General features: G+C 64.2%; 13 protein-coding genes. 3 read left to right on the top strand and 10 right to left on the bottom strand.

The genetic code is table 11. The annotated features are described in order from the left end of the window. Positions 1 to 9: 9 nt before the first annotated feature. Complete coding sequence (locus BBF93_RS18750; protein WP_114106873.1) at positions 10 to 882, bottom strand: ABC transporter permease; 873 nt, start codon at positions 880 to 882, stop codon at positions 10 to 12. Next, the gene (gene ftsE, locus BBF93_RS18745; RefSeq protein WP_051612707.1) at positions 879 to 1,640 is read right to left on the bottom strand and encodes a cell division ATP-binding protein FtsE; all 762 of its coding nucleotides are present in this window, start codon (positions 1,638 to 1,640) and stop codon (positions 879 to 881) included. Before ftsE ends, BBF93_RS18750 begins: the two co-directional genes overlap by 4 nt. A 66-nt stretch (positions 1,641 to 1,706) precedes the next feature. Between ftsE and BBF93_RS18740 the strand changes: the two genes are divergently transcribed. Both BBF93_RS18740 and BBF93_RS18735 read left to right on the top strand, forming a co-directional pair. Then, complete coding sequence (locus tag BBF93_RS18740; protein WP_114106872.1) at positions 1,707 to 2,450, top strand: MJ0042-type zinc finger domain-containing protein; 744 nt, start codon at positions 1,707 to 1,709, stop codon at positions 2,448 to 2,450. After that, complete coding sequence (locus BBF93_RS18735; protein ID WP_199288426.1) at positions 2,450 to 2,983, top strand: phosphoribosyltransferase; 534 nt, start codon at positions 2,450 to 2,452, stop codon at positions 2,981 to 2,983. Before BBF93_RS18740 ends, BBF93_RS18735 begins: the two co-directional genes overlap by 1 nt. 786 nt (positions 2,984 to 3,769) lie before the next feature. On the opposite strand, the gene BBF93_RS18730 is transcribed toward BBF93_RS18735, so the two are convergent. The 7 genes from BBF93_RS18730 to htpX all read right to left on the bottom strand — a co-directional run bounded on the left by BBF93_RS18730 (position 3,770) and on the right by htpX (position 11,972). After that, positions 3,770 to 4,783 carry a hypothetical protein gene (locus BBF93_RS18730; protein WP_114106871.1) on the bottom strand — a complete coding sequence of 338 codons (1,014 nt, stop codon included), beginning with the start codon at positions 4,781 to 4,783 and terminating at the stop codon, positions 3,770 to 3,772. A 78-nt stretch (positions 4,784 to 4,861) separates the two neighbouring features. Beyond that, positions 4,862 to 6,448, bottom strand: coding sequence for a bifunctional phosphoribosylaminoimidazolecarboxamide formyltransferase/IMP cyclohydrolase (gene purH, locus BBF93_RS18725; protein WP_114106870.1), 1,587 nt, complete (start codon positions 6,446 to 6,448; stop codon positions 4,862 to 4,864). A 63-nt stretch (positions 6,449 to 6,511) separates the two neighbouring features. Further along, positions 6,512 to 8,260, bottom strand: a complete 1,749-nt coding sequence (locus tag BBF93_RS18720) for a heparinase II/III family protein (protein WP_114106869.1) — start codon at positions 8,258 to 8,260, stop codon at positions 6,512 to 6,514. 29 nt (positions 8,261 to 8,289) lie between these two features. Then, entirely contained in the window at positions 8,290 to 8,958 is a 669-nt protein-coding gene (gene rpe, locus BBF93_RS18715; RefSeq protein WP_114106868.1) for a ribulose-phosphate 3-epimerase, read from the bottom strand. Positions 8,959 to 9,106: 148 nt separating this feature from the next. Further along, positions 9,107 to 9,556, bottom strand: a complete 450-nt coding sequence (locus tag BBF93_RS18710) for a glycine zipper 2TM domain-containing protein (RefSeq protein ID WP_233349211.1) — start codon at positions 9,554 to 9,556, stop codon at positions 9,107 to 9,109. Positions 9,557 to 9,726: 170 nt separating this feature from the next. Continuing rightward, positions 9,727 to 10,998, bottom strand: a complete 1,272-nt coding sequence (locus BBF93_RS18705; protein WP_114106867.1) for an RsmB/NOP family class I SAM-dependent RNA methyltransferase — start codon at positions 10,996 to 10,998, stop codon at positions 9,727 to 9,729. An 80-nt stretch (positions 10,999 to 11,078) separates the two neighbouring features. Further along, the gene (gene htpX, locus BBF93_RS18700) at positions 11,079 to 11,972 is read right to left on the bottom strand and encodes a zinc metalloprotease HtpX (RefSeq protein ID WP_114106866.1); all 894 of its coding nucleotides are present in this window, start codon (positions 11,970 to 11,972) and stop codon (positions 11,079 to 11,081) included. A 103-nt stretch (positions 11,973 to 12,075) separates the two neighbouring features. Here htpX and BBF93_RS18695 point away from each other — a divergent pair, with 103 nt between their 5' ends. Then, the gene (locus BBF93_RS18695; protein ID WP_114106865.1) at positions 12,076 to 12,273 is read left to right on the top strand and encodes a DUF1674 domain-containing protein; all 198 of its coding nucleotides are present in this window, start codon (positions 12,076 to 12,078) and stop codon (positions 12,271 to 12,273) included. A gap of 70 nt (positions 12,274 to 12,343) precedes the next feature. Here the strand turns inward: BBF93_RS18695 and BBF93_RS18690 are convergent, their stop codons facing one another. Beyond that, positions 12,344 to 13,174 (bottom strand): alpha/beta fold hydrolase, encoded by an 831-nt coding sequence (locus BBF93_RS18690; RefSeq protein WP_199288425.1) that lies wholly within the window; start codon positions 13,172 to 13,174, stop codon positions 12,344 to 12,346. Between the last annotated feature and the right edge of the window lie 223 nt (positions 13,175 to 13,397).

Below are 13,397 nucleotides of genomic sequence, written 5' to 3'. Positions count from 1 at the left end.
AGCCAGGCGCTACATCACCGATTTCAGGGCCCGCATCACCGTAACCCCGGCCGCGATGCGGGAGGCGAGCCCCGCAAGGATCGGCGTGATCACCAGAATGGCGAGATCGGGAAAGTCGAGCGTCAGTTCGGGCAACAGGCCAGACCGGTTTCCGCTCGACCGGGCAATCGCGATCAGCAGGGCCACGGAGGCCAGCGCCACCAGCGCGCCGACCGTGCCCGCCCGCAGGCCCAGCAGCCAGAAGCGCCGCTCGAACAGGCGCGCAATGAACCGGTCCCGCGCTCCGGCAATATGCAGCACATCGACAATATCGCGCCGGGCGAGCAGGGCGGCATGCGTGGCAAAGGCGATGACGGCAATGGCGGTGGAGGCCAGCAGCGCGACGATCGCGAAGGCCACCATCCGGGCCGTGCCCAGCATCCGGCGCACATCGCCCGCCCAGGCCGAATGGGAATCGACGGCGGCCGTATAGCCCGCAGTCTCCAGCGCGGCGGTCAGGGCGCGGCCGATATCGCCTGCCTCCGGCGCAGCGGTGATGGCGATCAGGCGGGGCACCGGCAGGTCTGCCGGCAGGCCCCGGCTGCCGAAGGTCGGCTCCAGCAGGGCGGAGATCTCCGCTTCGGAGAGAAGGCGCGCGCCACTCACGCCCTCAATCGACTGCACCAGCAAGGTGGCGGCCTGCGCGTCCTGCGGGGCGGCGTCCGACAGGGAGACCGTGTATTCGCCCTCCACTTCGGCGGTCCAGGCGCGGGCTGCGCCATAGGTGGATTTCGCCGTCAGCGCCGCCAGCGCGGCGAGGAAGCACAGCGCGCCGACGACGAAGAACAGCGCCGCTTCGCGGGCGTCTTCCAGCGGCAGGAGAGAGGTTTCGCCGCGCTTCATTCTTCTTCCGCCTTGATTTCGATGCCGTCCCCCCGGCGCCGGGCAGTCTTGCCGGGCTCGGGCGTGGTTCTGGCCAGGAGGCCATTGGCCAGATGATAGACCGGCGCCTCCACCTGCCGGATCAGCCCCAGATCATGGCTGGCGATGATCACCGTGGTGCCCAGGCGCTTGTTGAGCTCGATGAAGAGGCGCATCAGGCGGGCGCCCATTTCGGGATCAACGTTTCCGGTCGGCTCGTCGGCGATCAGGAGGTCGGGCTGGGTAACCACGGCGCGGGCGATGGCGACGCGCTGCTGCTCCCCGCCCGAGAGGGTTTCGGGCCGTTTGTGCATCCGCTCGCCCAGGCCCACCCAGGCGAGCAATTCCTCCACATCGGTGCGGTATTGCGCCTCTTTCCGGCCCATCACGCGCAGGGGCAGGGCGGCGTTTTCATAGGCGGTGAGGTGGCCCAGCAGGCGGAATTCCTGGAACACCACGCCAATCCGGCGGCGCATGGCCGAGAGCTGGTCCCGTGTCAGCCGGCTGGTCGGCCGCCCGAACAGCGAGACTTCGCCCGTGCTGGGGGGCCGTGCCAGATAAAGCAGCTTCAGCAGGCTGGACTTGCCCGCCCCCGAAGCACCTGTGAGGAAGCTGAACGAGCCGGGTTTCAGTGCGAGATCAATCCCGCTAAGGATTTCACCTGACGCATCATAGCGAAGCGTCACCGCGTCGAGGCGGACGGCCGCTTCGTCGAAAATGTCCGGGCGTAGCTGGGTCATATCTGGGGCGCGTCCGGTGTTTGCGGGTTCAACGAACGGGGCGAATTGCGGGGAAGACTTCGGGCCATGATCCTTACCTGTCCTTCCTGCGGAACCCATTATTTCGCCGATGACTCAACAATCGGTGAAAGTGGGCGCACTGTTAAGTGTGCCAGCTGCGGTCATTCCTGGTTTGTGCAGCCCGCCCACCTGGCCGAAGACCGCCCGGCAACCCCCGCCCCGCATGAGCTTTACCGCGAGAAGATGCGCGAATCGCGCCGCGAGCGGAGCCGCTGGGCCGCGCTGATGTCCTGGCTGATCATCGGGATGATCTTCGTGGCGCTGACAGCAGCCTTCTTCTTCTTCCGCAATGAGGTGGTCAAAGCCTGGCCGCAATCGGCCGCCGCCTACCGCCTGTTCGGCCTGGAGGTGAACCGCTTCGGCCTTGAGTTTGACGGCATCGTCCACACCCGCACCTTCAACGACACCATCCCCATTGTCACGGTGACCGGCCGGGCGGTGAATGTGGCCAAGACCGTGATCGAGACCCCCGGCGTGCGGGTGGACCTGAAGGACGAGGGCGGAGAGATCGTCGCCACGCGCTACAGCTATGTCACCCCGGTGGAGCTGGAGCCGGGCGCGGCCGGCCAGTTCGGCGTGGTGGTCGAGCCGACCCCCATCGAGAGCTATGAGATCGAGCTGAGCTTTGTGGATCGCTCTGCCGTGCCCACCGAGCCACCGGCGGAGACCCCGCCCGAAGAGAGGATCGATGAGGCGGCGCCCCCTCTGCCGCCCACGGATGAACTGATCGAGGAAGGAGCGCCGGGCTGATGACCGAGTTGCCCAGGATTGATGTGATCCTGCCCGAGGCCGAGCTGATGGCCCGCGTGGACGAACTGGCCGGGCGCCTGGCCCCGCGCCTTGCGAGCGGGGAGTGGACCGCCGTGTCCATCCTCATCGGAGCAACGCCCTTCACCAGCGACCTGATGAAGGCGCTGGCCCGCCGCGACATTCACCCCGTGCTCGATGTGATGTGGCTGGAGAGCTACCGCGATGCCCGCGAAAGCTCGGGCCGCGTGGTGGTGCGCGCCGATATTGCCCGCAATGTGGAGGGGCGCGGCATTCTCCTGATCGACGATGTGTTCGATACCGGCCGTACACTGGATTTCGCCAAGCAGCATCTGATCGCCAAGGGCGCCCGCGAGGTGATCACCGTGGCGCTGACCCAGAAGCCCTGGGCGCCGCGCGGCGAGATGGGCGTGGACTATTGCGCCTTCGATGCGCCGGGCCGCTTCCTCGTCGGCTATGGCATGGACGACAAGGGGCGCTATCGCGGGCTGCCCTATATCGGGGCGCTTGATTGATTTTTGCTCGGTGCTGTTCGTGGGCGTTGCCCACGGCACCTGCGCCTTCGCTTTGCTCGTGGGGGCGTCAGGCCGTGAGCTTTTCGTTTGCCATTTCCCCTCTCCCGCTTGCGGGAGAGGGGAGAAGAATCGGCTGTATCCGGACTGGCGGGGCCATCCGGGGTCGGAGCAGTTCGGGGCCCCCTGAAGTGGAGCCTGCGCGGCGGGCGCCGCGGCGCCCTTGGAAAAAATGTGTTGCGGTGTGGGCGCTTTCGCCCGCCGCGAACTGCCGCCGGAGTTTCGGGCAGTTTTCGGGATGACTTCGGCGCTGCCAGGCCTTGACCACTTACCCTCACTCTCGTGACCTTGGATAAACACCAAGGCGGGCCAGTCGGGATTCTCTACCGGCTTTTTACTCCGGCTTGCCTGGATCAACGTCCCTAGGGTTGCGATGGGCCGTTACGTCCACACACCTCCCATCCTCCGGGGCGACCTTCCCACAAACCGAACGGTACCGGCGCGGCTCCTGTGGGGAGGATGCGTGTAATTTGGGGGCGTGGGGGACCCGGGCGGATAAGGAGGCGGGATTATTTTCGTGATGCCCGGTGTTGCGGCGCATCTGGGTGTGCGGGGGTGTTGGATAGGGCGGGCCTTATCCTCGCTGTTGCAGACCCTCACCTCCCACGCCCGCAGGGCGTGGGAGGTGAGGGCCTTAGGCTCCGTACCCGTGATACCCACCACCTTGTATTTCGCCGCGCCGTTGCCCGGTGGGTATCGTCTGCGCTCAACCCGCCCTACGCTTGCTGGCTATGGCGCAATCTTCGCAAGAGTTTCGACTGTCATCAACGCTCCGATCCAGCTAACAATAAGAGAACTGATTACTTGTCCAGCCAAGTATAAGAATGACTTTGTGGCTATTGATGAGTTAGCTTTGTTGTATTGCCGTAATATTTTTTCCTCGGCGTCAGCGAACTTAATAGCTGAAACGGGATACAGTCGCTCGACATATGATAAGAATCCGGATCCCAGCCTTAGAGATGTCGCTATTACGATGCTAAATGTTACGAATAGAATCAGTCCGGAGAGCAAAACCTGAGAATTTGTAAAGTTTATTGCAAATATTGAATCTCTAAAAAGCCAAACACAAATACAGAATGCAGCAGTGCCCATAAGTCTAAATATAAGTGGTACCCATGCATTATGGCGCTCAATGAATTTTGGCCAAAAGCTTTTCGTGCTTTTCTCTACGGAATTATACCAGTTCTCGATGGTGCTCATCAGAAACTTGCCAACCAAATACTCTGAATAAGATACCTCGAATTTTCCTGACATGGATGAGCGCAGCCTCATCATTTGAACATCCACACCATGGGACTTCGCAGCCTTGAAGCGCTTTGCTGCTCTAGAAATGAGTCCAACTTCGACATCATACGACTGCAGTTTGTTTGTGATCGGATTGCGAAGAAGAAACTGATACTCTATTACAATGGCCTCTATAGGTGTAGCAGGACTTGGATCCAGTTGGTTCAGAGATTCCAAACAGTTCAGTTCTGTTTGGTTATCATCAGTGCGAAGAATAGTTATTCTTAGCGTGTCGCTTTGAAGTTGGTACTGGTTTGCAGCTTGAATGAGCTGAATCAGCAATTGCTGGACATTATCCTTGGTAACTATGTGGTCATCGTAGACGATACGGCTTAGAGCTTCGTCGGAGCCGTTAACCTCGCTAAATATCTTTTGCACCATTTCAAGAGGTACTGAGGTGCCATCACGTAGTTCTATGTTACCCGCGTCTTCGGGCTCCATCTTTGATATGTTAGACATCGTTCCATCGCTCCCCACAAACTGGTGTGGAGAGAGTTCAATCAAAGTGACTAATTTTGGTCAACTCAAGATTTTTGTTTAATGCCTAAAGTGCCGCATCCCCGTGAACACCATCGCGAGCCCCGCCTCATCGGCTGCCGCGATCACTTCGTCGTCGCGGATTGAGCCGCCGGGTTGGATGACGGCGGTGGCGCCGGCGCTGGCGGCTTGGAGGAGACCGTCCGCGAACGGAAAGAAGGCGTCGGAGGCGGCAACGCAGCCTTTGGTGCGCGGGTCTGTCCAGCCGGCGGTTTCCTGGGCATCGACGGCTTTGCGGGCGGCGATGCGGGCAGAGTCGATGCGGCTCATCTGGCCGGCGCCGATGCCGGCAGTGACGCCGTCTTTGGCGTAGACGATGGTGTTGGATTTGACATGCTTGGCAACGCGCCAGGCGAAGATCATGTCTTCCAGTTCCTGCGCGGTGGGCGCGCGCTTGGTGACGACCTGCAGATCCTCTTTATGGATACGGCCTGCGTCGCGGTCCTGCAGCAGGAAGCCGCCGGCGACGGTCTTCACGAAGGTGCCCCCGGCCGCCGGGTCTGGCAGGCCATCGGTAATCAGGAGGCGGAGGTTTTTCTTCCTGGCGAAGATCGCTTCGGCCGCCGCGTCCGCGCCCGGCGCGATGACGACTTCGGTGAAGATCTCGGTGATGACTTTCGCCGTTTCCTCGTCCAGCGGGCGGTTGAGCGCCACGATACCGCCGAAGGCCGAGGTCGGGTCGCAGGCGAGGGCCGCCTTGTAGGCTTCGATGATGTTCGGGCCGAGCGCGACGCCGCAGGGGTTGGCGTGCTTGATGATGGCAACGGCGGGTTTCTCTGCGCCGAGTTCGCCGATCAGCTCATAGGCCGCGTCGGTGTCGTTGATGTTGTTGTAGGAAAGCTCCTTGCCCTGAAGCTGGCGCGCGGTGGCAACGCCGGGGCGCTTTTCGCCGGTAACGTAGAAGGCGGCTTTCTGGTGGGGGTTTTCGCCATAGCGCAGAGATTGCTGGAGGCGGCCCCCGATGGCGGCCCAGTCCGGCGCGTCCTCGCCGATCTGTTTGGCGTACCAGCCGGAGATGGCCGCGTCATAGGCGGCGGTGCGGGTATAGGTTTTCGCGGCGAGCTTGCGGAGGAGGGCGGGGGAGACGGCGCCGGTTTGCTCGGCCTGCGCGAGGACAGCGTCCACATCGCCGCCATCGGTGCAGACGGCGACGAAGGCGCCGTTCTTGGCGGCGGCGCGCAGCATGGCGGGGCCGCCAATGTCGATATTCTCGATGCAGGTTTCAAAGTCCGCACCAGAAGCAACCGTGGCCTCGAAGGGGTAGAGGTTCACATAGATCAGGTCGATGGCGCCGATGCCGTGGTCTGCCGCGTCTTTCACATGGGAGGGGTTGTCGCGCAGGTAGAGGAGGCCGCCATGCACGGCCGGATGCAGCGTCTTGACGCGGCCATCCATCATTTCGGGGAAGCCGGTGAGGTCGGAGACGTCTTTCACCGCGAGGCCGGCTTCTTTCAGCGCCTTGGAGGTGCCCCCCGTAGAGACCAGTTCGACACCGAGCGCGGCGAGACGCCTCGCCTGCTCGATCAGGCCGGTCTTGTCGGAAACGGAGATGAGCGCGCGGCGGAGGGTGACGGGGGCGCCAGACATAAGGGCTGCTCCTTCAGAGGCGTTGGGAAAGCTGCGCGCGGCCTAGCACCCCCTGCGGAGCCGTCAAGCCGAGTCTGGCCGCGCCGGGGCGGCTGTTTCCCGGATAAACGCCCAGCGGATGCAGTTGGGCGGCTGGCTGCCATCGCCATTGGGGTCTGCAAAGCCGGAGAGGACGATCTGCTCGGGCGTCTCCACCACGCCGCGGGCGAGATAGGCGGTGCGTTCCAGGCGCGCGCCCTCATGGCTGGTCTTGAAGCGCCAGACCGCGCCGGTCTCGCTGACAAGGCGGATGGCGTCGCGGCCCATATGGGCGGTGATGGTGGGGTGGAGGTGGAAGCGGATTTCGAAGGGCACGCCTTTCTTGTCGTCCGTCGGCGGCTGGGCCACGGGGCGGACGAGGGAGTCTTCCCCGGTCAGCCGGTCGCCCGCGCCAGAGACGAAGATGCGCCGGCGGTGGAGCAGGCCGTGGGAGGCCTTGTAGCCGGCATGCTGGGCGTCGAGCCAGATTTCGCTGGCTTCCTCCAGGCGCTTGGCGGCGATGCCTTCCGGGCCGGTGACGGCGCGCATGCGCGTTTCCTCGTTGAGCACGAAGGCGGAGCTGTCGCGCCCGGCGAGGATCAGCGTTGAGTGGGCGCTGGTGCGGCGCACGGCGGCCTGCCAGTCGACATTCACTTCGGAGGAATAGCCGCAGGAGGTGACGATACGGGCTGGGCCATCGGAGAATTCAAAGCCGAGCGCGCCGGCGCGGGCATGTTCCGCAAACGGACGGGGCGGGGCTTCGCCGCAATCCAGAACGAAGCGCAGGGTGCCGCGCTCGATCTTCTGGAAACCGGATTTGGGCGCAAAGAGAAACCGGCGCGGCGGCGTCTCGAAACGGGAAAGCGCGGCTTCCACCACTTCGGCGCGGCTCTCGTCGCCATCATTGAAGGTGTCGAGCGCGCCATCGCCTGCGCGGAAGAAGCCGAGCATGGCGCCCATGCGCGGCGTCCATTTGGTGATCCAGTCCGGCACCGGGCGCTGAGCGCGGATCAGCGCTTCCTCGATGGTCTGGAGGTGTAGGAGGGAAGAGAGGGTGTGGGCCGGGCTGCGGGTCACATGACCGCCATCAGGCAGGATCTGCGCGGTAACTTCGCCTTCCAGCCGCGCGAGCGCTTCGCTGAGGCCTGCGCCCTTCCGTAGGCAGAGGGAATGGGCCACGAGGCTGACGGCCGCCATCCAGCGGGATTTGGGATCATGCGCCGTTTCGATCACTTCGGCCAGATAGCGCAGCTGGCGGGAGAGGGCGTCGATCCGCTGGCTGCGTTCCTCGGCGCTGCCCATTTCGAACAGCGCTGGCCCGCAGCGCATCCAGTTCCATACGCGGCTGGCCGTCGGCTCGATGCGCCAGGCAAAGCCGTTGAACTTGCCGAACCGCTCGATCCAGTCATCGGTGAGGCGGCGGGCGAGGGCGGCGCCCTCCTCGCCGCGCGCGAAGAGATCAGGCAACCAGCCGAACCGGTGCACCCGGTCTGCGAAATGGCGCGAGGGCATCTCAAGGCTCCAGGGCGCCTCGCCGCCGGTCATCACCATGCGCTGCTGGCCGATGCGCCAGATTCCTGCCATGAGCGCTTCGCCCCGCCGGTCGTCCGGGGGCAGAAGGTTTGAGATGTGCATCGAGAAAGCGTCCGGCCCGTGCCCGGTCAGCTTCAGCTTCTGCAGCGTGGAAACCTTGGCATCATCGCCCACCACGCCCCGGAAACGGCGCCAGAGCGCGGCGTCATCGCTGCTGGTGCGCGTGCGGTCGGCGTGAAAATCAGAATCGCTCTCGGCCAAGACTTCAGACCCGTCCCCGGACTATGCGATCAGGCGTTTACCTGCGGCCTCAGTGCCCGGATGTTTGCAGCATAAGCCTCCGGACCGCCCTTGAATACGGCGGATCCGGCGACAATGGCTGTGACACCCGCAGCAATGGCGCGCGGTGCGGTTTCGGCGTTGAGGCCGCCGTCGATCTCCAGAATGATGTCCCGGCCCGACGCATCGATCATGCGGCGCAGCTGTTCGACCTTTTTCAATTGGCTTTCGATGAAGCTCTGTCCGCCAAAGCCGGGGTTCACCGACATGACCAGGACCAGATCAATATCGCCGATCACGGGTTCGATCACGCTGGCCGGGGTGCCAGGGTTCAGCGCCACGCCGGGGCGCATGCCGGCGGCGCGGATCGACTGGAGCGTACGGTGCAGGTGAGGGCCAGCCTCAGGGTGAACCGTCAGGATGTCGGCGCCCGCCTTGGCAAAGTCTTCGATGAACGGGTCTACCGGCGCGATCATCAGGTGCACGTCGAACAGTTTTTTTGTGTGAGGACGCAGCTTCTCGATTACCGGCGGGCCGAAGGTGAGGTTGGGCACGAAATGGCCGTCCATCACATCGACATGGATCATGTCGGCGCCGGCCGCATCAATGGCGCGGATCTCCTCGCCCAGCTTGGCAAAGTCCGCAGAAAGGATCGAAGGGGAAATCAGGACAGGTTTCATACCCCCTCCCTAGAGCGAATTACGGCTTTGTGAAACGGCCTTTCGCGCAAAGTCCCTGTTTTGTCGCGCCCTGTGCCTCAAAATGAAAACAACCGGCTGCGCGAGGCAGCCGGTTGTCCGGGGAGGGGCAATCAGGACCCGCGCGGGCTTAGCGCGGAACGATCCGCCAGCCATCAGCGCCGGCAATCGCGTTCACCGGCGTGCCGGGCTGGATATAGATATCCGCGCCCTGGGTGATTTCGCGCACTTCGCCATTGTCGAAGCGGACGGTGTAGGCATAGCCGCGCTTCGTGCCCATGGCCTTGCCGGCTTCGTTACCGGCGATGCCGCCGACAACTGCGCCGCCGATGGCGCCAGCCGTCTGGGCCTTGTCGCCGCCGCCGAGCTCAGAGCCTGCCAGGCCGCCGAGAACGGCGCCGGTGGCGGTACCGATCAGCGAACGCTCGGACCGGATGGTCACTTCGCGGACCGACTGGACATAGCCGGTGTAGACCGTCGAGGCCTGGCCGACCGAGCCGGGGGTCACGGCGCTGGAATTGTAGGAGCTGGCGCAACCGGCAAGCGCCATGGTCAGAGCCGCAAGAGCGCCTGCAGCCATTTTGATGGGCTTCGCCCGTTGGGTAATCGCCATAGTCATGTGTTTAATCCTTTCGCACTGCATACCTGCGATGGGCTGGTTATACCGCAGTTGCTGCTGAATGAGATATGAACTGTGTTTCAGATTTCCGTTCAGGAAACGATTACAGATAGGAAAGGTTCCAGGCTGCCTCAGGCGGGCCGCGTCAACCGGGCAATGTAGAAGGCGTCATGCTGGCGCCCCGCCGCCGGCAAGGTCAGTACGTCCCCGGCGGGCGTGAGGGAGGGCTCAAAGCCTGGAATCTCGCTGGCCAGTACGGGCGCGCGTTTCAGCTGCCCGGTGGCAATCGCGGCTTCAACAATCTCCACCCCTTCGGCCGGAACTGGCGTGCAGACGCAGTAAACCAGCGTGCCGCCAGGGGCGAGCATATCGGTGGCTGCGGCCAGCAGACGGGCCTGGACGGCGGGAAAGCGGGTCACATCGGCCTCGGTCTTGATCCAGGCCCCTTCGGGATGGCGGCGCAGCGTGCCCAGCGCCGAGCAGGGCGCGTCCAGCAGGATTTTCGGGAAGGGGGCGGGCGCCTTCCAGGCCTCCCCATCGCCGACGATCACTTCCGCGTGAAGGCCCGTCCGGGCGAGGTTTTCCTTCAGCCGCTCAAGCCGGGGACGGGAGCGGTCGAGCGCGGTGACCTCCGCCCCGGCTGCGGCGAGCTGCAGCGTCTTGCCGCCCGGCGCAGCGCAAAGGTCGAGGATGCGTTCGCCCGGTTGGGGGGAGAGCAGCCTTGCCGGAATGCGCGCGGCGGCGTCCTGCACCCACCATTCGCCTGCGGCATAGCCCGGCAAGGTTTCCACCGCGCCGCTGGTGATGTCGATGGCGCCATCGGGCCGCAGCGTGCCGCCGGTCGCCGCCGCCACGCGGGCGCCGTCCGCTTTGGGGGAGAGATGGAGGCCGGGTTCTTCCAGCTGGGCGAGAGCGAGCGCTTCCGCCGTCTGGCGGCCATAGGCAGAGCCAAGCCGGCTCGCCAGCCAGTCCGGCCAGAGGGCGAGGGGGCTGAGGCTGCGGGCAGGGCTTCCGCTTTCGCTGACCCGGCGCAGGGCGGCGTTGACAAACCCTCCGCCCGAGCGCGCCGGAGACCAGAGCCGGGCGGCCTCAACCGTCTCGGACACCGCCGCATGGGGCGGCACATCCATGAACCAGATCTGCGCCGCGCCCGCGCGGATCAGCGCGCGGATCTCGGCGCCGGTTGCGCTCAGGGGCCGGGAGAGGAATGGGGAGACGCCCCGGTCGATCCAGCCGAGATGCCGCAGCGCGCTGGAGGCAATGGCGCGCGCGAAGGCCCGGTCTGACCCGTCGAGCGCCTTGAACGCATCGTCCGCCGCCATCGCGTCATCCAGCGTGCGCCGCTTGTCGAGCACAAGATTGAGAAGCCGGCCCGCCGCCAGCCGGATATGCGCGCCGCTCAAATCAGGGCTCTCCGATAGAGGTTGTCATCCTCCCCCGTAACCGGGGGAGGCGGGCAGCGCCAGCCATTGCCTGCTTTCACTTACCCCCAGGGCCCGCTCGAACGCGCTGCCGGGGCGGGGGCGGCGGAGAGGCCCATGTCGCCCGCCATGCGGCGGAGGGCTTCCACGCGGTTGGCGGTCGCCGGGTGGGTGGAGAAGAGGTTGTCTGCCCCGCGCCCGTTCAGGGGGTTGGAGATATACATGTGCGCCATGGCGGGGTTGCGTTCCGCATAGGGATTGACCTGGGCGCGCGCGCCGCGCTCGATCTTCTCCAGCGCTGAAGCAAGCCACAGCGGGTTGCCGCAGATTTCTGCGCCGCGCGCGTCGGCCTCATATTCGCGAGACCGGCTGATCGCCATCTGCACGAGCGCGGCGGCCATCGGTGCAAAGATCATGATGGCAATGGGGCCGATCAGCCCGGTGCGCTCGCGCCCGAAGAAGAGGGCAAAGTTTGCCAGCATGCCGATGGCACCGGCCAGCGTTGCCGTGACCGTCATTGTCAGCGTGTCGCGGTTCTGAACATGGGCCAGCTCATGCGCCATCACACCGGCTACTTCCTCGCGGTTGAGCATGTTCAGGAGGCCGGTCGTGGCCGCCACAGCGGCGTTCTTCGGATTGCGGCCCGTGGCAAAGGCGTTGGGCTGGGGTGTATCGATGATGTAGATGCGCGGGGCGGGCAGGCCGGCATTCTCCGCGAGGCGCGCCACATCCTCGCCAAAGGCGCGCAGCATCGGGTTGCGCGTATCGGGCAGCACTTCCTGGGCGCCCTGCATCCGCAGCACCATCTTGTCGGAATTCCACCAGGCAAACACGTTCATCGCCGCAGCCACCACGAACGCGACAATCATGCCGCCTGTGCCGCCCACGAGAAAGCCGATTGCCATGAAAATGGCCGTCATGGCGGCGAGAAGGATAAAGGTCTTGGCCGTGCCCATCGGTGGGGGTCTCCTCATCAACAAGAACGAAGCCTGCGCGCCTTTGCGCAATTCGTGTCTGCAGCACTATATGGGAAAGGGTGAATGACACGGAAAGATTTTAATGACCGGTAAACTGTCAGACGAAGAGATCGCCCGCCGCGCCGCCTTGCCAGAGGCGGCCCGCCGCGCGCTGGAAGAGGCCGACGCCCGCAAACGGGCCGAGGCAGCGCTGCCCAGCGACGAAATCGGCGGCCCGAAAAACATCGAGCCCACCCGCTTCGGAGACTGGGAACGCAAGGGCATCGCCTACGATTTCTGAAGTTTAATGCGGCGAAAAAAGCCCAGGCCACCTTTGACGGGCGGCCTGGGCCTTATTTCGGGCGCGCGCCTTAGCCTTTGATGAAGGCCAGCAGGTCGGCATTGATAACGTCAGGGTGCGTCGCAAACAGGCCGTGTGAGAGGCCATCATAGACCTTCAGCGTGCCGTTCGGCAGCAGGGCGGCAGCGCGGCGGGCAGTTTCGTCCACCGGAACGATCTGGTCGTCCCCGCCATGCATCACCAGGACCGGCAGGGTGATTGCCTTCAGGTCTTGCGTGAAGTCGGTCTCGGCAAAGGCGGTGATCGTATCGAGCTGGGCCTTGGCGCTGCCGATCATGCCCTGGCGCCACCAGTTCTGGATCAGGCCTTCACTGACCTCAGCGCCTTCCCGGTTGAAGCCGTAGAACGGCCCCGAGGGGATCTCGCGGTAGAACTCGGAACGGTTCTTGGCGAGGGCGACCTTGAAGCCTTCAAACACTTCCAGCGGCACGCCGGCCGGGTTGCTCTCGATCTGGCCAAGAACCGGCGTGATCGCGCCGATCAGGACGGCCTTGGACACCCGCCCCGGCTCAGCCTGCGCCACATAGCGGGCAACAACGCCCCCGCCGGTGGAGTGGCCGATATGCACGGCGTTCTTCAGGTTCAGTGCGGCAACGAGATCGGCCGTGTCAGACGCGAACGTGTCCATGTCATGGCCAATGTCGGTCTGGGTGGAGCGGCCCTGGCCGCGGCGGTCAAACGCCACAACGCGGTAGCCTTCCGACAGGAAGAACAGCATCTGGGCGTCCCAGTCATCGGCGGTCAGCGGCCAGCCATGGTGGAACACGATGGGTTGGGCGTCTTTCGGGCCCCAGTCTTTGTAGAACAGCTGGGTACCATCTTTGGCGGTGATCATGGACATCTGAATTTCTCCTTGGGCAGGGGGTTTGGGGGCAGGGTCGGCGGCAGAAACCTGACCAGCGGCCAGGGCAGAAAGGGCAACGGCAGACAGCAGGGACTTGATCATGGGGAGCTCCGATTGGTTTTTGCGATAACCCTTATCGCGATAAACATCAGGTAGGAGATTGCCATTTCGGCGTCAAGCATTATTTTTATCGCGATAGGTAATTTCGCGATAAGGGTCT

The organism is Hyphomonas sp. CACIAM 19H1, from assembly GCF_003325995.1.
GTDB lineage: Bacteria > Pseudomonadota > Alphaproteobacteria > Caulobacterales > Hyphomonadaceae > Hyphomonas > Hyphomonas polymorpha.
Note: the sequence above shows the minus strand (reverse complement) of the source record. Positions and strands in the feature narration are given on the sequence as shown.